The organism is Pyrodictium brockii (assembly GCF_055379715.1).
In genome coordinates, this window is record NZ_AP042401.1 from 729,061 (window position 1) to 752,485 (window position 23,425).

At 67.5% G+C, this 23,425-nt stretch carries 19 protein-coding genes and 1 tRNA gene; 10 read left to right on the forward strand and 10 right to left on the reverse strand.

The window, feature by feature from the left end; all coding sequences use genetic code 11:
• Positions 1 to 130 precede the first annotated feature (130 nt).
• Together ACZ42Y_RS03980 and ACZ42Y_RS03985 are read left to right on the forward strand one after the other, a co-directional pair.
• Complete coding sequence (locus ACZ42Y_RS03980) at positions 131 to 4,000, forward strand: PKD domain-containing protein (RefSeq protein ID WP_058371157.1); 3,870 nt, start codon at positions 131 to 133, stop codon at positions 3,998 to 4,000.
• A 90-nt stretch (positions 4,001 to 4,090) separates the two neighbouring features.
• Positions 4,091 to 4,660, forward strand: coding sequence for a nucleotidyltransferase (locus tag ACZ42Y_RS03985; protein ID WP_058371156.1), 570 nt, complete (start codon positions 4,091 to 4,093; stop codon positions 4,658 to 4,660).
• 48 nt (positions 4,661 to 4,708) lie between these two features.
• Here ACZ42Y_RS03985 and ACZ42Y_RS03990 read toward each other — a convergent pair whose 3' ends face one another.
• Positions 4,709 to 4,864, reverse strand: a complete 156-nt coding sequence (locus ACZ42Y_RS03990; protein WP_464735745.1) for a hypothetical protein — start codon at positions 4,862 to 4,864, stop codon at positions 4,709 to 4,711.
• 226 nt (positions 4,865 to 5,090) lie between these two features.
• Between ACZ42Y_RS03990 and ACZ42Y_RS03995 the strand changes: the two genes are divergently transcribed.
• Positions 5,091 to 5,498, forward strand: coding sequence for a hypothetical protein (locus ACZ42Y_RS03995; RefSeq protein ID WP_058371155.1), 408 nt, complete (start codon positions 5,091 to 5,093; stop codon positions 5,496 to 5,498).
• A 50-nt stretch (positions 5,499 to 5,548) separates the two neighbouring features.
• Here ACZ42Y_RS03995 and ACZ42Y_RS04000 read toward each other — a convergent pair whose 3' ends face one another.
• Both ACZ42Y_RS04000 and ACZ42Y_RS04005 read right to left on the reverse strand, forming a co-directional pair.
• The gene (locus tag ACZ42Y_RS04000; protein WP_058371154.1) at positions 5,549 to 6,130 is read right to left on the reverse strand and encodes a signal peptidase I; all 582 of its coding nucleotides are present in this window, start codon (positions 6,128 to 6,130) and stop codon (positions 5,549 to 5,551) included.
• Positions 6,131 to 6,169: 39 nt separating this feature from the next.
• Positions 6,170 to 7,309, reverse strand: coding sequence for an ATP-binding protein (locus ACZ42Y_RS04005; protein ID WP_058371153.1), 1,140 nt, complete (start codon positions 7,307 to 7,309; stop codon positions 6,170 to 6,172).
• A gap of 181 nt (positions 7,310 to 7,490) precedes the next feature.
• Here ACZ42Y_RS04005 and ACZ42Y_RS04010 point away from each other — a divergent pair, with 181 nt between their 5' ends.
• Positions 7,491 to 8,735: a hypothetical protein gene (locus tag ACZ42Y_RS04010; RefSeq protein WP_058371152.1), complete on the forward strand. Its 1,245-nt coding sequence runs from the start codon at positions 7,491 to 7,493 to the stop codon at positions 8,733 to 8,735.
• Positions 8,736 to 8,888: 153 nt separating this feature from the next.
• Here the strand turns inward: ACZ42Y_RS04010 and cyaB are convergent, their stop codons facing one another.
• Positions 8,889 to 9,449, reverse strand: coding sequence for a class IV adenylate cyclase (gene cyaB / locus ACZ42Y_RS04015; protein ID WP_464735746.1), 561 nt, complete (start codon positions 9,447 to 9,449; stop codon positions 8,889 to 8,891).
• A gap of 138 nt (positions 9,450 to 9,587) precedes the next feature.
• Between cyaB and ACZ42Y_RS04020 the strand changes: the two genes are divergently transcribed.
• Positions 9,588 to 10,892 (forward strand): ATP-binding protein, encoded by a 1,305-nt coding sequence (locus tag ACZ42Y_RS04020; RefSeq protein ID WP_058371150.1) that lies wholly within the window; start codon positions 9,588 to 9,590, stop codon positions 10,890 to 10,892.
• On the opposite strand, the gene ACZ42Y_RS04025 is transcribed toward ACZ42Y_RS04020, so the two are convergent.
• Together ACZ42Y_RS04025 and ACZ42Y_RS04030 are read right to left on the reverse strand one after the other, a co-directional pair.
• Positions 10,889 to 12,262, reverse strand: a complete 1,374-nt coding sequence (locus ACZ42Y_RS04025) for a phosphoadenosine phosphosulfate reductase domain-containing protein (protein ID WP_464735747.1) — start codon at positions 12,260 to 12,262, stop codon at positions 10,889 to 10,891. The two genes, ACZ42Y_RS04020 and ACZ42Y_RS04025, sit on opposite strands and share 4 nt — an antisense overlap.
• Before the next feature lie 37 nt (positions 12,263 to 12,299).
• Positions 12,300 to 13,487, reverse strand: a complete 1,188-nt coding sequence (locus tag ACZ42Y_RS04030) for an MBL fold metallo-hydrolase (RefSeq protein WP_058371148.1) — start codon at positions 13,485 to 13,487, stop codon at positions 12,300 to 12,302.
• A 114-nt stretch (positions 13,488 to 13,601) separates the two neighbouring features.
• On the opposite strand from ACZ42Y_RS04030, the gene ACZ42Y_RS04035 reads away from it, so the two are divergent.
• The 5 genes from ACZ42Y_RS04035 (at position 13,602) to ACZ42Y_RS04055 (ending at position 20,846) form a co-directional block, all read left to right on the forward strand.
• The gene (locus tag ACZ42Y_RS04035) at positions 13,602 to 15,260 is read left to right on the forward strand and encodes an ATP-binding protein (protein WP_058371147.1); all 1,659 of its coding nucleotides are present in this window, start codon (positions 13,602 to 13,604) and stop codon (positions 15,258 to 15,260) included.
• The gene (locus ACZ42Y_RS04040; protein WP_058371146.1) at positions 15,217 to 16,434 is read left to right on the forward strand and encodes a DNA double-strand break repair nuclease NurA; all 1,218 of its coding nucleotides are present in this window, start codon (positions 15,217 to 15,219) and stop codon (positions 16,432 to 16,434) included. Before ACZ42Y_RS04035 ends, ACZ42Y_RS04040 begins: the two co-directional genes overlap by 44 nt.
• A gap of 21 nt (positions 16,435 to 16,455) precedes the next feature.
• Positions 16,456 to 17,040: a CDP-alcohol phosphatidyltransferase family protein gene (locus ACZ42Y_RS04045; protein ID WP_236698204.1), complete on the forward strand. Its 585-nt coding sequence runs from the start codon at positions 16,456 to 16,458 to the stop codon at positions 17,038 to 17,040.
• Positions 17,041 to 17,106: 66 nt separating this feature from the next.
• A complete protein-coding gene (locus ACZ42Y_RS04050) occupies positions 17,107 to 19,155 on the forward strand; it encodes a hydantoinase/oxoprolinase family protein (RefSeq protein WP_464735748.1) in 2,049 nt (682 codons plus the stop codon).
• A 14-nt stretch (positions 19,156 to 19,169) separates the two neighbouring features.
• The gene (locus ACZ42Y_RS04055; protein ID WP_464735749.1) at positions 19,170 to 20,846 is read left to right on the forward strand and encodes a hydantoinase B/oxoprolinase family protein; all 1,677 of its coding nucleotides are present in this window, start codon (positions 19,170 to 19,172) and stop codon (positions 20,844 to 20,846) included.
• An 86-nt stretch (positions 20,847 to 20,932) separates the two neighbouring features.
• Here ACZ42Y_RS04055 and ACZ42Y_RS04060 read toward each other — a convergent pair whose 3' ends face one another.
• The 4 genes from ACZ42Y_RS04060 to ACZ42Y_RS04075 all read right to left on the reverse strand — a co-directional run bounded on the left by ACZ42Y_RS04060 (position 20,933) and on the right by ACZ42Y_RS04075 (position 23,320).
• Positions 20,933 to 21,184, reverse strand: coding sequence for a hypothetical protein (locus ACZ42Y_RS04060; RefSeq protein WP_058371445.1), 252 nt, complete (start codon positions 21,182 to 21,184; stop codon positions 20,933 to 20,935).
• Positions 21,185 to 21,278: 94 nt separating this feature from the next.
• Positions 21,279 to 22,274, reverse strand: coding sequence for an SIS domain-containing protein (locus ACZ42Y_RS04065; protein WP_058371143.1), 996 nt, complete (start codon positions 22,272 to 22,274; stop codon positions 21,279 to 21,281).
• Between the two features lie 137 nt (positions 22,275 to 22,411).
• Positions 22,412 to 22,488: transfer RNA gene (locus ACZ42Y_RS04070), tRNA-Ile, on the reverse strand.
• Between the two features lie 301 nt (positions 22,489 to 22,789).
• Positions 22,790 to 23,320 (reverse strand): hypothetical protein, encoded by a 531-nt coding sequence (locus ACZ42Y_RS04075; RefSeq protein ID WP_464735750.1) that lies wholly within the window; start codon positions 23,318 to 23,320, stop codon positions 22,790 to 22,792.
• Between the last annotated feature and the right edge of the window lie 105 nt (positions 23,321 to 23,425).

Sequence of the window (23,425 nt, forward strand, 5' to 3'; positions counted from 1 at the left end):
AGCACCCAAAGACCCTATTATGTTACGTAGGGCTAGGCTGATTACCCTCCCTGGAGGCTGGACTACGGTTTTTAAGTACTAGCATGCTGGGGCTCAGCCGGGGCCAAGCTTGAAGCCCGGAAGGCTGTTGATGCTCATTCTCCTCCTACTAGCGCTCGCGGCGCCGCTGCTCGCAGGCCTCCCGGCGGGGGCGAGCGGGCCCACGGCGATAGACCGCGATATAACGGTTAACACTGTTCTGACCCGCGACGGGAGCCCCTACGTGGTAACCAGGGATATACGCATAATGGCGCAGGTCAAGATAGAGAGCGGTGTCACAATCATATTCGCGCCCGGCGTCACCGTCACTGTGGAGCGGGGGGTTATACTCGCTGAGGGCACGCGGAGCGAGCCCGTCATCCTCGTCGGCCGCGGCACCCTCGTGGTTGTTAGCTCTGTGCTCGTCTTCAAGCACGTCGTGGTGAGAAACGGGCTTGAGTTCGCAGAGTTCACAAGCTCCAACGCGACGTTCATAGACTCCGTGGTGCAGGGAGGCATCTCCTTCCGGTCAGCATACAGGAGCCTCTACAACTCAAGCCTCCTGCTGGACAACGTGACCATACAGGGGGACCTTGAGCTGGAGTCTATCGGCCTGGGTAACGAGTCTACAGTGGTCTACGGGTCCCGGATAGAGCTGAGCCGCGTCAACGCCACCGGCGCCTTCACGATACACGCGCGCGCGACGGGGCTGCAGCTGCGGGTCCCCGTTACCTACAACGTGACCGCCGGCAATAAGACTGTCACTGTTACCAGCTACAAGCTCATACCAGCCATCATGTACGCCGTGTACGACTCCAACATAACGGTGTCGGACTCCAGCTTCTCCAACATGAGCATAGTGGTTGACAGGAGCTACGCCGGGGAGGGGGCGGCGGTGTTCCGCAGCACCGTAACCCTGGAGCGCGTCAGGCTCGGCAAGCTCATCGTGGAGGGCCCTGACGGGCTCCTCTCCTCCCAGTTCAGCGTGCTCGACTCCTCGCTGGAGGGCGTCGTCCTCCACGGCTACGGCCTCTACAACGGGACCTCCTCCGGCCGGGCGCTTGACTACTCGAGCTTCACGGCGGTGAACTCCGTCCTAGGCTCCGTGGCTGTGAGGGGGGAGAGCATAGCGGACAACTGGATACGCGAGGACTGGGGCCTCTACGGGAAGTCGACGGTTATGAGGCTTGAGAGGTGCCAGCTCGACAGCCTGACCGTGGACGGCGAGAAGGGCGGCGTGGGCAATAAGGCGAGGCTGCTTGTCCTATACTCCAGGATCAACGGCGGCATATACATCAAGAGCGTTGAAGACGCCACGGCGGTGGTGAGCTACAGCTGCCCCCTGGGCCAGGGGCTCTACGGGCTCCGGGTGGACAGCGGCTACGTCTACGCGGGGCACAACTGGTGGGGCGACCCCTCCGGCCCCGCAGCCCCCGGGAACACGGGCGGCAAGGGGAGCAGGATAATGCTCGGCGAGAAGGCGACGGTCGACTACCGGCCCTGGCTCACCACCCGGCCCACCTGGTGCGTGAAGGGCAGGCCCCCCGTGGCGGGCTTCTGGTTCACGCCTAGACGCGTCTACTGGGGCTCCAACGTCACCTTCTACGGGCTCCTCTCCTACGACCCCGACGGCAACATCACGGAGTACCACTGGGACTTCGGCGACGGCACGGTGGCGAGCGGCGCGATAGTCACGCACGTCTTCGAGAAGCCCGGCGTCTACAACGTCACGCTCACCGTAGTCGACAACACGGGGCTGAGGGGCTCGAAGACGGCGGCTATAGAGGTGCTCAGGAGGCCCGCCAGGGTAGAGGCCCAGAGCATAATCGTCACCCGCGGCAGCCTGGCCCGCCTAGAGGCTCGGCTCCTCGACGGGCTCTCGGGCAGGCCCATCGTGGGGCGCTCTGTCAGCTTCTACGTGGATGGGAGGCTCGTCGGCACGGGCCGCACCGACCGCAGCGGCGTGGCGGTGGTGGAGTTTGACACCTCATGGCTCGGGCTGGGCAGGCACGATGTAGTGGCCAGGTTCGAGGGGGACAGCCTCTACGCCCCCGCGAAGGCCGGCGCGGCGGTAGAGGTGGTGTCCTACCGGGTATCCCTCACGGGCTACACGGCGTCCCCCGGGAGCGTGGACCCAGGCGGCCAGGCGATAGCCACCCTCCGGCTGCGGCTGGAGGGCGAGGGCTCGGTCGACGCGACGCTCGTCATAAACATGTTCGGGAAGAGCTACAGCGCCAAGGCCCCCCTCTTCCCCGGCGCGAACGTAGTGGAGGTCCCCATCCAGGTCCCCAGGGACGCGGCCGCCGGCAGCTACGACGCCAGCGCGACGCTCTACATAGCGGGCAAGCCCTACGCCTCCTGGAGGCTCCACAACCTGCTCCAGGTCAAGCCCGTGGTCTCCGCGAGCGTGGAGGAGGTGCGTGTCCTAGACCTGCCCGTTGTGGGTAAGAGCTTCCGGGTAGAGGTGAAGGTGGCCAACGAGGGGAACACGGCGGCCAAGCTGAGGGTCCACATATCCATAGAGGGCCTTGGGGAGGCCGACTCGGCGGAGGAGCTGGTCCCCCTGGGCGGCGACACGAGCTTCATAGTGAGCATCCCAGTCCCCCCTACAGCCTACCCGGGCACCTACACGGCCAGCATAGAGGTGCTGGACTCGAGCGGCAGGGCTGTAGCCACGGCCACTACGAGCATAAGGATACGGTCGGTGGTTGTGGAGCCGCAGCTCGAGAGCGCGAGCGTCGACATAGCTAGGAGGGGGCTGGTGGCCCACGTATCCTTCTACAACCCCAGCGAGCGCGACTCTGTGTTCCTGGCCAGGTTCCTGGTGGTCAGGGGCCAGGGGAACTGTGTGAACGTCAGCGCCTGCGCCATCTACGACTACGCCCAGGTAGTCACGGTGCCCGCTAGGAGCCACCGCACGCTGGACGTGAGCATGAGCCTGGGAACGGTGAGCCTCAAGCCCCTGGACGTTCTGAGCGTGGTCCTGGAGATCTACGATGACACGGGCAGCTACCTGCTCAAGAGGTACCAGATTGCCAGGGTGCCGGTGATAGAGCTCCTGCGCCGCAGCGTGGGGGTCGACGTGACGCCCAGCTACATCGCCGCCCCGCCCGGCGGCAAGGTTGACGTCAAGATAGTGGTTTCCTCGGGCGTCAGGATAGCGGGCGCGGCGCTGGAGCCGGTTAACGAGAGCTCCATAGCCAGGCTCTTCCTCCCGGCAACCCGCGTGGATATAGAGCCTGGGGAGTTCACCACCCTGTGGGCCGGGGTCCAGGTGTCCCCGGTGGCCGCGCCGGGGAGCGAGGACACGCTGTACCTCGTGCTCCGGCTGGGCGGCCAGGCGCTGGCAACAGTGCCCATCAGGGTCAAGGTGCCCTACGTGAAGCTTGAGGTGAAGAAGCTGGAGAGCTATAGGAACCTCGCAGTGCTGGAGGTCAGCGTGGCCAACCTAGACTCCATAGACTTCAAGAACGCCATACTCAGCATATCGTTCCCAGATAGTGTGACAGTGCTCGAAGCCGAGCCGGGCAACCACACGGCGGGGACCGCCTCCCTGCGGAGCGGCCTGCTGCGCCCAGGCGAGACCCTGTCCATGAGGGTGAAGGTGGCGTTGAGGAGCGGCAGCAGCATACCATACAGCGTCGTGCTTAGAGCGGTGCCGGATGGGGCGAGCGAGTCATTCACACTGGCAAGCACAAGCGGGCAGATACCCCTCGGCCCGAGCCGCGCCGGTCCCACCACGGCGTCCCAGAGGCCTACGACACCCACCACAGCAACGCCGGCGGGAGGCGCCGCGACACCCACCACGGCCGCCCACGCCACGCCCGCACCCGCCGCGGGAGGGGTGACGCTGACCCGCCGCCAGCGGGCCCTCATAGTGCTTGCGGTCAGCATCGTGGCGGTGGTCTCGCTGCTCGCCGCCATGGGCAAGCTGAGGCTCAGGCGCAGCCGCGGGGCCAGGAGGGCCAGCCGGGGGCCATGAGGCGGTAGCCATCTAAACCCTAAACCCAGGGGCCGCCACTAGCGGGCCACATGGGGGAGGCCCACCGCTCCCTTGGAGGGTGCATAGCCCGTGTACAGCATTCAGGACCTGGCGTGGCTGCTTTCGAGGCTGCAGCGGCACGGGGTGAAAGGGGTCATAGTGGGGAGCACGGTCGTAGAGCTAGAGCTGCGGCGTAGACGGTTCGAGGACGACGTAGACATCTTCGCCCTGGAGCCCAGCCCGCTGATAGAGGAGGAAAGGTACCACGCCATAGCGGAGGAGGAGGGCTGGCAGGTAGCCTACACGGCGCTGGGCACGCCGAAGTTCGTGGCGAGGCTCCCCAGCGGCGAGGAGGTTATAGTGGAGTTCTACGAGAATATCCACGACTACTACATACCGCCCGAGATGCTCGAGAGGGCGGGCAAGAGGAGGCTAGGGAACATCGAGGCCAGGCTGCTAAGGCTCGAAGACTACATAGTGCTCAAGGCGAAGGCGGCGCGGGAGACCGACATAGAGGACCTGAAGATAATACGCGAGTACATAGACGAGGGCAGGCTCAAGGTGGACGAGAGGCTGATCAGGCAGGGCATAGAGCTGCTGCCCGAAGAGGACAAGCGGTTTGTGGCCAACAAGCTACGGGAGATAGGCTTCAACATATAGAGCCCTCCGGCGCTGCCGGCCGGAAAAGAGGGAAGCCCAGGGGCTTCCTCACCGGGACGCCAGGAGGACAGCGCCCACGGCTACGAGGATGGCGCCAATCACCAGCGAGAAGGGTATGAGCAGCGCGCCGATGACTATGAGCGCAATACCAATCCAGTACCTTGTCTCGTCTTCCTCATCCCTGTAGCCGGGCTGGTCGGGCACGCCCCTCATCTCCGCTAGAGAATTATGGGCGTCAGCCCGCTAAAAATCATCGTTGATACCCGGGGGCCTGGAGGAGCAGAGCCATCCAGGGTTTAGGTAGCCCTTCTCCCTGCAGAATCCTCGGGGGATAAACCCTGGGTTTGCTCTACGCTTTTCGTGGCCCAGCCACGTTACCGTTATATTAGGCATTATAGTTGATAATCCTCGGCATTAGTGGTGGTTCTGCATGCTAAAAGAGTTCATTGTACCGGGCCTCATAGCGCTCATCGCGTCATCACTCATAATAGGCGTCATAGCCCAGTACGTTAAGACGGTCGTAAACCAGGCCGGTATGGATCTCGTGGAGGTGGCTAACGCGATTGCACAGAACAAGCTGAATAGGACAATAGTTGACAAGGTTAGCAGCGACTTTATAAGTATTGTAAACAAGTCTAACACGTTGATGATAAGCCTCCACCCTCTCGGTAATAGCAGTTTCATACTTGATGTTAACGGCTTCAAGACGCTGGTTAACAGCGAGGAGCTTGGGGAGGTGTGCAGGCAGATCTACAGCCTCAACCAGACGCTGGCAGAGAAGCTAGCCATATGCAGGCCCTTCCTGCACGCCGGCAGCAACACCAGTGCCTCCCGGTAGTCCTACCCGCCAGCCTACCGCATTAGTGTTTCTAGCGTTTGCCGAGACATCTACATGTAGCTCTCGAGGTCCTCACGTATACCTTTACTATAGCTCCTCACAGTGCTTAGCAGGAGCACCAGGGACGAGAGCATCATGACTATCACGAATATCCTCCCTACCGGGTTGGTTAGCACCAGGCCGAAGCTGCCCAGGCTGGCCACCTTCTCGGCCTTGCCCAGCACGCCCTGAGGGAGCACATACCAGGGGTCTGGCGTGGGGTTGTTGTCGCCTTTGGTGCGGAAGTAGAGGTGCCCGTTGATAACCTTCTTGCCTATCACGCGGTGGACCACTATTACCGTGCGTCTTACGTCTACGGGCCTCCCCTGGCTATCGATATCATATGCCACCAGGTTGAAGGCTATTATGTCACCTATGTGTATGTCATTAGGGTTTACATGGGTTATCATAACAACGTCGCCGGGCACGAGGGTTGGAACCATGCTCGTCGTCTGGATCACCGCGAAGCGCGGCAGAGTGCCCCGCAGGCTTAGCCCAACCGCTACAATGACGCCGAGCACGGCCAGGGCTAGTAGGGCTCCAGTCAGTGAGCCCTCCTCCGGCACAGTGAGGTCTAGGTAGTCGTTGCTCATACCATCCCCCACCTGCAGCCTGGGGGGCGCGGCCCCTCTTTAGGGGGCCGATACGGATTTCATATGCACGAGCACGCCTACCAGCATCAGCACCAGGCCCACGACTATGTACGGCAGCTTGAGGCCTGGTGGCACGAGGTTTATCATTGAGAGTGTTACGGCCATCGTGCCCAGTACTACGAGCCCGCCGGCCAGGAGGCCGTTGACGTAGCGGCGTAGGATGACGGCTCGGATCTGGGTTAGGGGTATCGCCCCGCGACGGGCCTGGAGGATCCTTCTGGCGAGCACGTTCGCGTGTGAAACGCTTACCAGGCGTGAGCGCGAGCTGGCCGCTATCCTTAGGAGCTCGTCGAGCTTCTCTAGGTACACGCGGGGGGTGTCATCGCCTATCACGTCGTAGAGCACGTTTATGACGCTCTGGTCCCTGATGGGGTGGAGGGGGTAGCGGCTCAGGGTGGCGGCCGCCTTCTTGCTTAGGCTGCGGGGCCGTACCCGCTGGAAGTGGGCGTAGATAAGCCTCGCCAGGTCGCTGGGGGATTTCACCAGGTGCTCGTCCATGTCTATAACCTCCATGTAGGATTTTATCAGCCCCCTGGTGAGCGGGTCGAGGCTGAGCCTCGCCAGGGTGTCACGGGCCATGCTGAACACTATGAGCAGGCTGCGGCCCAGCTCCCGCTGGGCCGAGGTGAGGGTTGTGAGCAGCTTGATCACGTCGTCGATGTTCCCGCCCGCCATCCTGTCGATATCGTCTACTAGCAGAGCCATAGCCCCCTTCTCGGCGGCCCTCTCCCGGAGCTTTTCCCTCAGCGAGTCGAGGCTCGGCTCGGTGCAGCCGAGTATCGTGCAGAGGCCGGCCACCAGGTCGTCGAGGCTGCGGCCCGAGGCGTTGACGTAGACCGAGTACACGCCTCCCCGGCGGAGCCGGCTGTGAAGCGTCTTGAGCAGCGTCGTCTTGCCCGAGCCGGGGCCGCCGACTACTACGTATATCCCGCCCCTGCCCGACACCGCCTGGTCCACGAGGCTCTCCAGAACCGAGCCGGCGCCGCCTATGTCGGCGAACGGTGGGTCAGTCATCTTGGAGGCGTCGAGGGTCTCCACCGGCCAGCGCTCCATGAGCCAGACGTCCGCTAGCCTCAGCTCCCTCCTCACCCTCGCGCGCCGGGGAAGCCTCAGCCTCATAGAGTACACCTCTGCCCAGAGGCGTCGATGCCAGCCGGGTGGCCCTCAGACCCCGGCAAAACCTTGCGCGTGGTGCTCCTGGCTACAGGCTCTGCCTTGAAACACGGGGCCTGCACTATATAAGCGTCTCCAGTGCCCAGCCGCCCCCGGGGTACGCTGTCCCTCGGGGAGGCCGTCCTGCATGAGGCGTGCCAGCCTCGCCCTGGCGCTGATACTATCCGCGCTAGCCCTTGCGCTGGCGGCGGTGTTCGCCACCACGCTGAGCCCCCTGAACGACTTCTACGCCGTGGGCGGGGCCAGGGCCGTCCACAAGCCGGTGGAGGTCTCCATCATAGAGACGCCCGTGCTCAGGACGGGAGGGGCCTGCAGCGTCGAGAGCCTCGACGTCGGCAGGTGGATCCGCGTAGAGCCGGCCCCGGGGGTGCGGCTGGCCAAGCTGGTGGTCAGCCTAGCGGACGCCAGCCTGCTGAGGGCCTGGCTCAGCTACCTCCACATCGAGGTCTACAACACGCTTAACAACGAGCTGCTCGCAACACTGTCCCTCGACAAGCCCTCAGCAGCCATAGTGCTCGACGCGGATAGCTGGGCCGGCAGCGGCGACAGCCGCTACGCGGTCCTCGGGGCAAGGATATACTACATGCCGAGAAACTGCACGGCAGCGGTGCAGCTGCCAGTCCTGGTCTCCATATCCGACGAGGAGACGGGCACAATATACTTCACACCCACAGCAACCCCCAGAGCCACCATAACGCAGACCACCCAGCCAACCACCACGGGCCAGGCCACAGCGCCAGCCGCCCCGACAGCCACAGGCACCACAGCCCCCCAGGGCAACACGACAACCATCACAACAACCAGAGCCACAACTAGCACATGGAGCAGCACTACGGGGACGAGGAGCGGCACGAGCACCACCAGCGCCACCAACACCTCCAAGGAGGAAGAGGAAGAGGGCCGTCACTGCCCCCGCGCCTGGGTACTCCACGGGAGAACAAGCATCCCCATCCGCCTCGACTGCAGCTGCAAAGCCGCAGACCACGGCGAGGAGGAGGGGATATGCAGGCTAGTAGCGAACTACACGCTCTACATCATACTCGACCGCAGCTGCGGCTGCAGCGGGGGCGCACCCATAGACGCCCTGACAATAGCCCTCAAATCCATGCACCCGTGCTCACTAATCCGCAGCCTGAGAATAGACCTCTACAGCCCAGCCCACGAGCACAAAGCCACCCTAACACCGCAGAAACCAGCGGCAACCATACCCATAGACAAATCCAACTGCGTCGAGCTAAGACTCGGAGACCGAACCTACCCCGCGGCAGTGCTCCAGGCAAGAATAGAGGCCACAGTAGACAGGAACGACAAGCTTCACTGCATCAGCATAGTGCTCGACTACACCACAGACCCTCCACACTGCAGGCCATAGACCCGCCGCCAGCCACCCCCGCCATACAGTGTCATAGACGATATTGGTGATAATCGTAGCCTTATGGAACCAGCACCCCATATAGGACCGGGTTCCCGGTGCAAGGTGTACCGCTGCGGGGGCTGCGGGGCACCCATCCAGCCCCGTGGCCCCCTAGGCTTCCGGAGCTTTCTTCTCCAGGAGGAGCTCTAGGTAGGACTTGTAGATCCTTTCCCTCTCTGCGACGCCCAGCTTCTCTAGGGCCTCCTCTATAGCTCTCGCCGCCTCCTGGCCCCCCTCGCCCGTGTACTCTGCCTCGAGGAAGCAGCCGAGCCCCTCCACCCTGTCGAGGGAGACCGATATGTTGCCTAGCCGGTAGTAGCTTCTCCTCTTCCTCACCACTGCGGCGGGCCGGAAGCCGAGGGCCTCCAGTATCCTCCTGGCGCTGCTGGGGTCCTCGAGCGTTATTGTGTACTCTGCCCTGGCCTTGGAGCCCCCGATTATCCTCTTGGGCCCCTTGTAGGTCAGCTCCGCCCTGCCGTCTACGAGCCTTACGCGGAGGGCCTCGTCGGTCTCTGCGAAGTCGCGGCAGGGGTGCTGGTAGTAGGTGTCCTCCTCTGCAACATCCTCCTCGTGGACCGCCCCCAGCTCCTGGAGCCTCTTCTCGACCTCCTCCAGCTCCCTGCAGTCCCGGAGCCTCAGCTTGGCCTCAACCTCAACCCCGCCCCCAGCCAATACACTGTCCCCGCTGCTGGCCCCTAGGGCCCGGCTGGGCGGATAAAGGGGTAGCCCTCCAAGGGGGCTGCCGATGCCCTGTAACTCTGGTTATATAGTGGCTGTTATATAGTGGTAGTGTCCTGGAGGTCCTCGGGGTTGCCGGCGGCGCTGGACCGGTGGGAGTGCAGCTACCTCGCCTCGCGGCGCCAGGGCTGGCTGCTGGTCTACGGGAGGAGGAAGACGGGGAAGACCTGGCTGCTCCGCCGCTGCGTCGACTGGGGGCTCTACGCCACAGCCACGGGGGACGGCGAGTGCATCGTGGAGGAGAGGGGCGGCGGCCCGAGGATAACGGGGCTGGGCGACTGTGTCAGCCTGGTCGCCGGGTGGCTGCGGAGGGGCCGGGGCCTGGCGGTGCTCGACGAGTTCCAGAGGCTGCCCCGGCGCTACTGGGAGCTCCTAGCCGCTGTGGCGGGGGAGGCGGAGCCAGGCCTCATAGCCTGCGGCTCCAGCATGGGGGTGGTGCGGCGGGTGTTCGACCGCCGCAGCCCCCTCCTGGGCCTCTTCGAGGCCTTCCACGTGGACCTGGTCGACGTAGCCGACGCCATCGCGTCGCTGCGTCGCCTGGGCCTCGGGGCCAGGGAGGCCGTGCTCTGGGCTGTGGTGGCCCGGGACCCCTGGCTGCTCCGCCACGTGGAGCCCCGGGGGGACCCCTGGAGGGCTCTAGCCGCCCACGCGGCAGGCCTCACGCCGGCCGCCCGGGGGCTGGTGGGCGAGGTGTTCGAGGAGGAGGAGAGGCAGCTCACCAGGGTCTACGATGCCGTGCTCCGCCTGCTCGCCGAGGGCTACTGGAGGGCCGCCGAGATAGCGGCAAGGCTCTACGAGGCGGGGCTCGTCTCGAGCCCGCAGCCCGGCTCAGCCACCGGAGTGCTCAGGGTGCTGGAGGAGATGGGGCTGGTGAAGAGGGTGCCCCTCTGGAGGACCCGGGGCGCCCGCGTCTACTACCGGCACCGGTCGCCCCTCCTCTCCCTCCTCTACAGCGTCGCCGACGTGGTGGAGGAGCTGGGCCAGCCGCCCAGCGTGGAGGCCCTCCGCTCAAGGTACGGGGTGGAGCTGCAGTTCACCCTGGGCGAGCTTCTCGCCAGGCTTCACGGGGCCCGGAGGGGGTACTCCCTCCAGCCCAGCGGCAGGGACGTGGACGTGGTGCTCCTCGACGGGAGGGGGCGCCCGCTCATAGGGTACGAGGTGAAGATGGGGAGGATGGCCGCGGGGGAGGCGGAGGGCTACGCCTCCTGGATACGGGGCCTGGGCATACCCAGGGCGGGCGCCGTGGCGCTTGAGGGCTTCACGGCCCCGCCCCGGGGGCTGGACGAGGCGCTGGACGCCGAGGCGGTCGCGGAGGCGGCTGAGGAGCTGAGCAGGAGGAGCAGGGCCGAGGCCGCGGAGGGCCGTATCCCCGGCTAGCCCCGGTCCTGGATCCAGGTCCCGGGCTCCCCCTGGCGGCGCCACCGGCCGGAGAGGAGGAGGCGCAGCGCCTCCCCGGGGTCGATGCCCTCCCTCCGGGCGACCGCCTCGGCGAGGCGGCGGTACCAGGATGGGTGGAGCCGGTAGGCGAGGTGGATCTCGTAGAGGTGCATCGCGGGGCAGGCGATGCAGCCTATCCTGGTCAGCCCCTCCTGGTAGAGCTGGCTCAGGGGGATCCCCCTCTCAGCCAGGTAGAGCTGGACCGCTAGCCGGGGCCAGTGGTGGATGGGCAGCGCCCTCGCCACGCCGGGGATGAGCGGGTTCTCCCCGAGCCTCGGCGTCCTGGCCCGGCCGCTGCTCTCCCACCGCCTGGCCCCGTCGAGGATGAGCCTCGCCCCGACCCGCTGGTAGAAGCGGCGGAGGGGCCCGAGCTTGAACACCCTGGTGCACCACCTATTATCCCTCGTCATCAACCCCCTCCTCTCTATCTCCTCCAGGGGGTCGACGCCTGGCTCCACGACCTCGAGGTCGACGCCGAGGATGGAGGCTATCCTCTCCACGTGCCTCCTCGCCTCCGGGAACTCCATCCCCGTGTCGGCGTAGACCGCCACCACCCTCTCGGCGCCCAGCGCCTCCCTGGCGAGGCTGAGCACTGCGGTGGAGTCGGCGCCGCCGCTGAAGGCTACGTAGACCCTGCCCCTGCTCGCCTGCACCCTCGCGTAGGCCCTCCTGATGAACTCCCTGGCTTCGGAGGCCAGGGCGCCGACCAGCTCGGCGTTCCTCTCCACGGCCTCGTCGAGCCCGGCCGGCGGGAGCGGCTCCAGACCCCGCGGCGCCATGTCCTTGACCTTGGCCAGGCAGGCCCCGTCCTCGACCCGGTCCACCCTCGCCGGGCCCAGCCAGCCCCGGGAGGAGACGATGACCCAGCGGCGGCCCCTGCAGGCCCCCGCGGGGAGCCGGACACGCTTGCCCTTCAGCCTCCCCCCTGCCGGGGCCTGCACCGCCTCGGCCCCGAGGCTGGCGGCCAGGCTCGCCAGGGCGCCGCTGGGGTGGAGCCTCCAGCCCCTGCTCGTGTACTCCACCACGCCGAGGCGGAGGGCCTCCCCGAAGGCCTCGGCGGCGTACTCGCCGCCCGGCGCGGGGGCGCGGTGGAGGACCACCAGCTTCTCCCGGAGCCCCGGGTCTACGCCGAAGGCCAGCTGGGCCAGGGAGTCTAGGATCCTCTTCTCGTAGCGGCCCGCCAGCCAGTAGTCCCCCCGGACTCTCCAGCAGGCCCGGCCGGAGCCCCTGCAGCCGATGACGGGGACGCTGGGCTCGCGGAGCCAGCCGAGCCTTGCAAGCGCCTCTTGCAGCTCCTCCCCGGGCGCCAACGCCTCCCTTCTCCTCCCCCCGGGCTGCGCCCCCGGGCTAGCCTGGCCCGGATAGCAGCTTCCCCAGGGCCCGGTGGAGCCAGTCTCCCCGGGGCTCCAGAGCCCCCAGAGCCTCCATGCCGCAGGCCTGGAGCCTGGCCGCGAGAAGGGCCGCGGGCGACGTGGCGCCGGGGCCGTGGAGGATGAGCAGCCTCTGCCTGGAGGCGGCGTGGCTGCAGAGGAGGTTGACGAGGAATGAGAGGGGCGGCGGCGCTCCCCCGTCCCAGGGCCGGCCGAAGCCCATGACTATGTAGGCGGCGTCGACAGCGTCGCCCAGGATCTCCGAGATGTTGGGCCGCCGGGTCTCGGTGAACCCGTAAACAGCGACATCCACGTCCTTCTCCTCCAGGGCCTCGGCGAGCCTCTCAACCGCCTCGGCCACCGGGCCCGAGTCCAGGTCGAGGTAGACCGCGACAGCCTTGCCCGGGTCCAGCCTGCCCCGGGCCCAGCCAGTGTAGAGCTGCAGCGCCTCCGCGGCCCGGGCCTCCAGCGCCAGGCCGTGGAGAGGTGCCAGCAGCCTGGGGCCGAGGGCAGCCAGCTTCTCCAGCAGCCTCTGGAGCCTACCCCTGTAGGGCCCTATGACAGTGGCGAAGTACTTCCTCATAAAGTAGGTGTAGTAGCTGAACAGCTCCACGTCCTCGCGGTCAACCATTATGGGGGGCGTGGAGTAGCCGGAGAACAGGTCGCCGGTAAACACCAGGCCGTGGGGCTCCAGCACTAGGATGCCTCCGGGCCAGGGCGGCTGCCCCGTCGGCAGGAAGAGCCTCCAGCCGCCCCCGAGGCTGATGCCCTCCCCGGGCTCCAGCACGGCCGCCCTGAGGCCCGGCGGCTCCCCGAGCCCTGGGAGGGTGTAGAGCCTCACGCCGCCAGCCTCCCGGAGCAGGTGCTCGGCCGCGGCCAGGTGGGAGGTGTGCTGGAGGACAACCGCATCCAGGTCCCGGGGCCCGGCGGCTCTCCGGAGCAGCTCCAGCAGCGCCGCGGCATGCCTCCTCTCCGCGAGCCCAACGAGGACCAGCTTCTCCGGCCCGGCCACCAGGTAGGCGTTGTAGGTTACCCCTTCCGGGACCTCCCAGACAGAGTCGAAGAACTTGACCCTATAGTCGGCGATCCTGAGCATGTACACGCCACTGTCTATCTCCTGGGCCTCGCAGCGCCCCGGGCACCAGCCCCCAATGCTGGGCGTCAACAGCTCCGTGCCTCCCCTCCCCCTTCTACCTCTCCGCAGCCCCTTCCCGGGCAGCGGCCCCGGGCGGATATAGCTAGGGCCCCGCCCAGGATAAGCCGGGGATGGGCATAAGCCTTGAAGCCGATAGGAGTGGTGCTCAGCGGCTCCACAACGGAGACCCTGAAGATACAGCTCACCCTCGAGGGGGAGAGGCTGGCCCGCGAGGGCCTCCTGGTGTTGGTGGAGGCCCGGAGGGGCGAGGACAGGGCCCTGGCGAGGATAGACAGGATAGTCCCCGTCAACGAGTTCTACCTCGAGGGCGACCTCTGGAGCGAGGCTAGGCGCCGTGGCCTCGAGCCGCCCCTGCTAGAGGAGGCGGCCCGCCGCTACACGGTGGCCGAGGCGACGGTGCTCGGCCGCCCCGGGGACCGGGGGCTGGAGGAGCTGCAAGCACCGCCCCTCCCCGGCGACCGTGTCCGGCTCCTGGGACCGGGGGAGCTGAGAGAGGCACTGGGCCTCGGCGAGGAGGAGCCAGGGGTGGTGTGGTTCGGTGAGCTGCTCGGCTACCAGGGCCTAGGCCTCCCCCTCGACGTGGAGAACATAACCATGCATGTCGGCGTGTTCGGCGAGACGGGGAGCGGGAAGAGCTACGGGGTGGGCTACCTCCTCGAGCTGCTCTCCAGAATCCCCCTCGGCGGCGGCCTCGAGGGCGCCCTCCCGGCAATAGTAGTGGACGCCAACGGGGACTACATGGACTACCACGAGGCCTACGCCTCCGGCAGGAAGGTGGGGGCCTACAGGAGGGTCTACAGGCTCGTGTTCCCCGGGAGCCCGGCGAGGTACCGGCCCTACACCCTGCCGATAACGATAAGCCTCGACGGCTTCACCGCCAGGGAGCTGGCGGAGTTCATAATAACCTACAAGACGGGGGGCGTGGAGCTCAACGAGCTCCAGGTCTCGGCGCTGGAGAGGGCGCTCCGGGAGCTGGAGGCAATGGGCTACGGGTTCACGGAGCTCCTCACGTCCAGGGTGGGCCTCGTCTACGAGACCCTGGAGGATCTCAGCACGGGGAGGGGCGCGCCCATCCACGCCCAGACAGCGAGGGCTGTCCGCGCCGCAGTGGAGAAGTTCCACCGCGACATAGTCGAGGGCTACCGGGTGATCTCCGGGAGGCCGAGCCTGGACCCGGGCTTCGTGGACACCCTGACTCGGGAGCCGGGGCTCGCCATACTAGACTTCTCCGCTGAGGGCGCACCGGGAGTGCCGCTGCCTGTCCGCCAGCTGGTGGTCGCGTACCTGGCCAGGCTCCTCTACAAGCAGTTCACGGGCTACAAGACCAGGGGCGAGGAGCGCTACCTGGTCCTGGTCCTGGAGGAGGCGCAGAACTACGCGCCCAACCCCCGCAGCTACCCGGTGGCCTGGAGCCTGGCGAGGGACTACCTCTCCCTCATAGCCACGCAGGGGAGGAAGTTCGGCCTCAGCCTGGTGCTGGTGAGCCAGCGCCCGGTCTTCGTGGACCCCGTGGTCCTCTCGATGCTCAACACGTGGATCATCTACAGGCTCCCCGTCGAGGACGTGGCCTACGTCTCCCGGGCGGCCGGGGGGCTCCCAGCGGGGCTCGAGAGGAGGCTCACCAGGCTCCCCCGCGGCGTGGCGGTGGTGACGGGGCAGATGAACATGCTGGGCTTCCCCGCCCTGGTCCGGACCGGGAGGAGGAGCGTGGGCCACGCAATGGGGAGGACCAGGGTAGTTGAGACGCTCCGCCGCCTATACGGGGGTGGTGGTAGTGGCTAGCAGCTGGGGCCTCCCAGAGCCCCTGGCCAGGAAGGCCAGGGAGATGATGGACCTGGAGAGGAGCGAGCCCGCGCTGGTCCAGAGGCTGCTGGAGAAGGCGCTGCAGAGGGCGAGGGAGAGGCGGGACATCTACCAGAGGCTCCGCGAGGCCGGGGTGGAGGCTCTCCGGGAGGCGCTCAGCCGCGGCCTCATCCGCGAGGCGCCGGAGCCTGAGCCGTCCGCGAGGAGCTACGGGGCGGACGGCTCCCGGCAGCTGGTGGGCGGGGGCATGGGCAGCTACTACGCGCTCCTCTCCGCCGTGGTGGTAGGCCTCCCCGAGGGCATCGCGTCGAGGAGCCCGGTCATCCTCTACCCGGGGGCCGAGGTGGTCGAGATCCTCGACCCCACCGGCGCCGCCGCCGAGGCCGCGGCGGAGGCCGCCCAGATGGTGCTGGAGACCCTCGCCCTCTCCAGGCTGGAGTGCATGGAGCCCGGCGTTGTGTTTATCGACGGGCCGGTGGCCGACCCGCCCTCCAGGCTCGACCCGGCCGCCTCGGCGCGGGCGGTGGCAGGGCTCCTGGGGGTTGATCCCTCCGAGGCCCTCCGGCTGGTGGAGGGCTACCACTGCGCCCGGGCAGCCGTGGTGGCGGCCCTGCTCGAGCGGGGCCACCTCGCCGCCGGCGTGGTGAAGAGGATCGGCAGGGTCCGGCTCCTCGCCTCCAGGCTCCGGAGCGCAGCCGGGCTGCCCGGCATGGGGGACGAGGAGCTGGCCGCCGCGCTCGCGGCCGCGGCCCGTTCCAGGCTGGGCAGGCCCTTCTACACCGAGCCCCTGGAGGCCTCCAGCATCCCCAGGGACGTCTACCGCTGCTACCGCCGCAGGGGGCTGAGGATCTACGCGAGCTACACCGTCTCCCCCTACACGCTCCGGCCATACCGGCTGGAGGCGCCGGTCCCCGAGGGCGGCGACCCCCACGCCGTCATGGAGAGGCTGGCCGCGGCCGCCCACGGACTGACCCTGCCCGGCCAGAGCCACCCGCTCCCAGTGGTCCTGGCCCACGAGAAGGCGAGGCTCCGCAGGGGCCTGGCCGAGCTGGTCTACAGGGAGATCATAGCCAGGGCTACGCTCCCCGAGGGGGACCCCGAGGCCGATACCCTCAAGGCGCTCCTCGCAGGCCTGGACATGGCTCACGAGTAGCCGGGGCGGCCGGGAGCCTTGATGGGCAGGCTACGTGGGAGGATAAAGGGCTTCGTGGAGGCGGCGGCCAGGCCCCTGGCCTCGCTGCCGGGTGACGTCTACACGCTGCTGGGCCTGGCTGCCTCCCTGGCCTACCTCGCCGCCGCGGCCGCGGGGAGCCCCCTGCTCGCCGTGCTCCTCCTCGCGGTGAGCGGGCTCCTGGACGCGCTCGACGGCGCGGTGGCAAGGCTGCGCGGCGAGGCGGGGCCGCGGGGGGCCTACCTCGACAGCCTCCTGGACCGCGTGGAGGACACGGTGTACGCCGCCGGCTTCATGGAGCTGGGCTACCCCGCCTGGGCGGTGCTCGCCTTCCTCACCGGGGCGCTCCTGACCAGCTACGCCCGCGCCCGCTACGAGTCGCTGGCGGGCGGGAGCATGGAGGGGACGGGGCTCCTCGAGAGGAGCGACCGGGTGGTGGCGCAGCTGCTCGTGCTCCTGGTCCACGCCGCCCTGGGCGTGGGGGTGGCCGTGTACCTCTACAGCCTGCTAGCCGTCCTAGCGTGGACGACCTTCGCCCAGAGGCTTGTGGAGGGCTACCGTGCCCTGCCCAGGACGCGCGCCGGCTAAGCCCCCCGGGGGGCCCTGGTATTAGGCCGGCGGCGCCGCAGCCCCTCTGGGGTGCCGGCCCGGGCCTTGAGGAGGATAGGGGTTGACATCGGGGGCACCTTCACCGACCTCGTAGCCTTCGACGAGGAGTTGGGGAGGGTTGTGAGCCTCAAGACCCTCACCACCCCGAGGGAGCCGTGGAGGGGCGTGCTGAACGCCCTCGCGATGCTCGGCTGGAGCCTCGACACAGTGGAGGTCATAGTCCACGCCTCCACCCTTGGCACCAACATGTTCCTGGGCCAGGAGGGGCTGGAGCCGCCGGAGGCAGTCCTCGTGACCAATGAAGGCTTCCGGGACGTGCTGGAGCTGGGCAGGCAGGCCCGCCCCACCCTCTACGACCCCTTCTTCCAGCGGCCCAGGCCCCTCGTGCCCAGGGAGCGGAGGCTGACCGTCAGGGGCCGGGTAGGGCCCCGCGGGGAAGAGATAGAGCCCCTCGACAGGGAGGCCGTCAGGAGGATCGCGAGGGAGTGGTGCGGCCGAGCCAGGGTGTTCGTCGTCTCGTTCCTCCATAGCTACGCCAACCCGGGGCACGAGGAGGAGGCGAAGAGGATTATCCTAAAGGAGTGCCCCGGCGCCGAGGTGGTGGCGAGCCATGAGGTAGACCCTGCGCCCGGCGAGTACGAGAGGGCCAGCACCGCTGTGGTGAACGCGCTGTTCCGGCCGCTGCTCTCCGGCTACCTGGCCAGGCTCCTGGAGGAGCTGCGGCGCCGCGGGTTCCGGGGGACGCTCCTGGTCATGCAGAGCAGCGGCGGGGTGGCCGGGGTCGAGCAGGCTGTCGAGAGGCCCGCGGCGTTCATCGAGAGCGGGCCCGCCGCCGGCGCGGTCGCGGCGGCCTACTTCTCCAGGCTGATGGGGGTCGAGCACGCCGTGGGCTTCGATATGGGCGGCACCACGGCGAAGGCTGTCGCCGTGGTGGGCGGGGAGCCGCTCGTGGTGGGCGAGTACGAGGTCGGCGGCAGGGCCCACATGGGGAGGAAGCTGAGGGGCTCCGGGTACCCGGTACGCTACCCCTTCATAGACCTCGTGGAGGTCAGCGCGGGCGGGGGCAGCATCGCCTGGGTCGACGCGGGGGGCGCGCTCCGCGTGGGCCCGGTGAGCGCGGGCTCCGACCCGGGGCCGGCCTGCTACGGCCGGGGCGGGAGGGAGCCGACGGTTACGGACGCGCAGCTCGTCCTCGGGAGGCTCCCCGAGGCCCTCGCCGGCGGCGTCCTCCGGCTCCGCAGGGACCTGGCGCTGGAGGCTCTCACGGGGCTCGGGGAGAAGCTGGGCATGGACCTGGTCGAGGCAGCGGCGGCGGTGGTTAGGATAGCCAACACTATTATGGCGAGGGCGCTCCGGATAGTGACCGTGGAGAGGGGCTACGACCCCCGGCGCTTCACCCTCTACGCCTATGGGGGCGCCGGGCCCCTCCACGCGGCTGAGCTGGCGGGGGAGCTGGGGATGGAGAGGGTCGTGGTCCCGCCGATGCCCGGCGTCTTCTCCGCCCTCGGGCTCCTGCTCACCGACTACCGGCACGACCTCCACGCGGCTGTGGCGAGGACCGCCGGCGAGGTCTCCGAGGAGGAGCTCGACAGGGTGTTCGAGAGCCTCGCGGAGAAGGCCCTGGCAATGCTCAGGGCGGAGGGCGTGCCGGGCAACAAGATAGTGATGACAAGGAGCCTGGAGATGAGGTACATGGGCCAGGCCTACAGCATCACGGTCCCCTACCGCGGCAGCCTGGGCGAGGCGGTGGAGGAGTTCCACCGGCTCCACGAGGCCCGGTACGGCTACAGGCTCCGGGAGGCGCCGGTCTTCATAGTCGCGGCCCGGCTCACCGCCTACGGGAGGACGGGGAAGCCCAGGCTGCCGCAGGGGGAGCCGAGGCCCCACCGGCCAGAGCCGCGGGGGCGGAGGCGCGTCTACTTCGAGGAGGCGGGCTGGGTTGAGGCCCCGGTGTACTGGAGGCCCCTCCTGAGGCCTGGGGCCGAGATCACGGGCCCCGCGGTGGTCGAGGAGGAGGACTCCACCGTCCTGGTGCCGCCGGGCCACGCTGCCCGGGTGGATGGGCTCTACGCGCTCCACATCGAGAGGGTCTAGGAGGGGTGGCGGGGATGGTCGACCGGGTTACCGTGGAGGTGGTGAGGCACGCCGCTATAGCGGCCGCCGAGGAGATGGGGGTTGTGCTCCGCAACGCGTCAATGAGCCCGAATATACGGGACCGGCTGGACTTCTCCTGCGCGGTCCTCAGCCCCGAGGGCGAGCTGGTGGCGCAGGCGGAGCACATACCCGTCCACCTGGGCAGCATGCCCGTCGGCGCCAGGGCGGTGCTCGGGGAGCTGGAGAGGCTCGGCGTCGAGCCCGGCCCCGGGGACGTGGTGGTGTCCAACGACCCGTACCTCACCGGCACTCACATCAACGACGTCATGATGCTGGCGCCCGTCCACGCCGGCGGGAGGCTGGCGGCCTACGTCGCGTGCAAGGCCCACTACGTGGACGTGGGGGGCTGCGTGCCCGGGGGCATAGGCCCCGGGGCCAGGAGCCTCAGGGACGAGGGCCTCGTGGTCCCGCCGGTCAAGCTGGTGGAGGCGGGCCGTGTCCGCTGGGACGTGCTCCGGCTCCTGGAGGCCAACGTCAGGGAGCCGGGGAGGGTGAGGGGCGACGCGATGGCGCAGCTGGCCGCGCTGAGGAGGGGCGCCGAGAGGATAAGGGAGCTCGCGGGCCGCTACGGCACCGGCACGCTGCTGGAGGCCTGGAGGGAGATACTCGACTACACCGAGCGCTACACCCGCAGCGTGCTGGCCCGCCTCGTGGAGGAGCACGGCGGGGGAGTCTACGAGGCGGAGGACGGCCTCGAGACCGCCTCCGGCAGGCTGCTCCGGATACGGGCCCGGCTCGAGGTCACCAGGTCAAGGGTGAGGGTAGACTTCTCCGGCACCAGCCCCCAGGTCGAGGAGCCCCTCAACGCCGTCTACGGGGTCACAGTGGCAGCTACAACCTACGCCCTGAAGACCGTGCTCGACCCCGACATGCCCATGAACAGCGGCTTCTACCGCGTCGCCGAGATCCACGCGCCCGAGGGCACCCTGGTGAACCCCAGGCCGCCGGCCCCGGTCGGCGGGGGCAACGTGGAGACCTCCCAGAGGATAGCGGACGTCGTGCTCCGGGCCCTCGCCGAGGCGTTCCCGGGCAGGGTGCCGGCGGCAAGCTGCGGGACGATGAGCAACCTGATACTCGCCGGGAGAGGCTGGGTGTTCTACGAAACCATAGGCTGCGGCGCTGGCGCCAGGCCCTGCTGCGACGGGGTCGACGGGGTCCAGACCAACATGACCAACACCCTCAACACCCCGGTGGAGGTGGCGGAGGCGGAGTATCCACTGCGCTTCAGGAGGTACGAGCTGAGGCCAGGGAGCGGGGGCCCGGGCCGCTGGAGGGGCGGCCTGGGGGTTGTACGCGCGGTAACCGTCCTCGAGGACGGGGTGGTGGCGACAGTGTATGCGGAGCGCTCGAGGACCAGGCCCTGGGGCCTGGAGGGCGGCGGCCCCGGCGCCCCCTTCCGCGCCCTCCTCGTGAGGGGGAGCGGCGAGAGGCTGGAGCTGGCCTCTAAGACAACCCTGGTGCTGAGTAGGGGCGACACTATCTACATCGAGACCCCAGGCGGCGGGGGCTATGGCGACCCCTGCGCCAGGCCCAGGGAGCTGGTCGAGCGCGACCTAGCCGAGGGGAGGATAAGCCTGGAGGAGGCCCGGAAGCACTACTGCTACGAGGACCAGGGCGGCGGGGGCTCGTAGCCCTAGGGTCCTCTGCCCTCCCCTGCCCCCGGGGGCTAAAAACCGGCCGGTGCTGCTCCGCCCAGAGGGCGGCCCAAGGCCCCATCCTAGAGCTGGACGTCGAGGGTCCTGGTTATCGTCGCCGCGAGGTGCTCGGGCTTGGTGTACCACTTGTCGTAGGTGTACTTCTTGCCCTTGAAGCTCAGCTCAACTATCTCGCCCTTGTCGGCAATGTTCATCACGGTGTTGCCGTCCTTGACGAGCTTCATGGTCGAGCCAACAACCATCACCTTTATCCCCTTCTCCTGGGCCTTGGGCTTTATCAGGTCCTTCAGCTTGGAGAGGTACTCGCTAGCCATAGCACCCACCTCCATGCCGGGGACGGGCCGGCCAAGCTCTATTAAAAATTACCCCTTGCAATCCCGGGGGCCTGGAGGGCGCGGCGGCCTGGGGCTAGCTGTGGGCATCCCAGCCGCTAGTCTCCTCCACCACGCGGCGGAAAGCCTTGATAGTCTTCACTGGCTCCGGCTCCAGGCCCTCCTCCAGCGCTAGGCGGACAGAGGCCAGGCCCGCCAGCCAGGTGCCCCACACCATCCTGGAGAGCGGGCTCCCGCCCTGCAGCCTAGCCACATGTATGCTGGCGGGCCTCGCGAGGCCCGCGAATTCATGGAGGAGAGTGCTCCACGGCTCCTCCCCAGGGTCTATGAGGAGTAGCCTGGAGTCACCATCCCTCGCCAGCGCCTCGAGAAGGTTATGCCCCGCCTCCGGCACCTGCATAGCCACAGCGGAGGTCTTAGCATTCTCGGCGAGCTCGCTCACAGCCCTCACCGCCACCGGGTAGTAGGGCTCTGGCGCCAGAACCGCCAGCCTCCCCCGGCTCTCCCGGAGCCACGCCACAAGCTCCCCGGCCTCGGCCTCAGCCCTCTCACGCTCCCCGAGAAGCTGCAGAGACTCCTCCACATGGCTCTCGGGCACCTGGATCAACCCAGCCGCCTTCAGGCTGCCCAGCAGCGTGTAGAAGAGCTGCGGCCACCCCGCCCGCGGGGCAGGAGCCTCCTCCACCAGCGCCACCGGCGCCCCCACGCTCCGTGCCCAGGAGGCCAGCCTCCCACCAGTGGTGACCGCGACTACCAGGCCGCCGAGCCTATAGGCGCGCGAGGCACAGCTCAGCGTCTCCCTAGTGTTACCCGAGAAGCTCACCGCATAGACAAGGCTCCCCCGCACCCACGCCGGCGGCTCAGCCGACTTCACAACGTAGACCGGGAGCCCGCCATACCGGGCCGACAGGGCGGCGAGATAGTCGCCAGCAGCACCGCTACCACCCATGCCACAGACCACCACCTCCCCGGCCCTGGCATAGCCCTGGGGCAGCTGCAGCGCCACCCCAGAGGAATAGGCGCGCCGGGCAGGCCCAGCCCAGCCAAGATAATACTCGTAGAACCCGGCCATCCCGCCCACGCACCCCTTAGAACAGCGCCGCGGGGAAGGAAGACACCAGCCCCTAAAGAACCAGCCCCTAAAGAGGGAGCCGGCAGGAGAACCAGATGGAAGAGCAGCAGGCCCCGTCCCTCCGGGGCCGGAGGAGGTGGTGGGCCCGGGGGGATTCGAACCCCCGACCTCCCGGTTATCAGCCGGGCGCTCCGCCGGGCTGAGCTACGGGCCCGTCTGCAGGCCCCAGTACTAACGCGATGGAGCGGACCGGGGATATTTCAGCACTACGGCCAGGCCCCCGACCAGCCCGGCATCCGCCACGACAACCCGGTAGATAAGAAACGGCTTGAAAGACCTCTAACACATTTATATGCATTAAACGAGGAAGCTCGGGAGAAGTCCGGCAAGACGGAGATGTGGATTAGAGGCCAGGAGTCTCCACAAGGGAGGTGAGAGTGGCGAGGAATGTTAGGAGCCAAGTGTAGGGGGTAAAAGGATGGGGTTTGGCTTCTGGGGGCTGCCGCCCCCGCGCCTTAGCTGGTGCTGAGCACCTGGAAGTTGAAGATCACCGGCATGCTGTCGAACAGCATGCCCTCCTTGACCTCGTAGTAGGCGTGGAAGCTCAGCGTCGCCTGGTTGTCACCGCCTATGTCGTTCTGGTCGAGCACTATGACGGCGCTGGGCTTCTCCAGGCTCACCATGGCCTTAGCCTCGCCGTTGTCGTTGGCTATGGTTATCTCCAGGTAGTCGAAGTACTTCTTCAGCTGCTCGGCGTTGGCGAGGGTGGCCCTTATCTTCACAACGTTCACGTTGCTGCCGGCCTTCACCGTCACAGTGCCTATGTCGGCATCGCCCTGCGCGCCGGCGGCGGGCGATATGCCGCTGAGGTTGCTGGTTATGGTGACGGGCTCGTTGGGCGCCTGCGCGCCACCCACCGCGTAGAAGCTGTTCAGCGGGCTCTGGGTGGTGGCGAAGCCTGCTAGCAGGGCGAGGGCGGCAGCCGAGGCGACGAGGCCGGCTAGAGCCAGGCTCGTGTACCTCATACGCCTCACCAGACCCTTCACGGGTCATGTAAATGAGGGCGACTTCGGGGAAATAAAAACTATCTAATCATGACCCATTCTGGTAATATGCTACGCGTGTTAATATGCCTGTTATGCTTGCTCTTC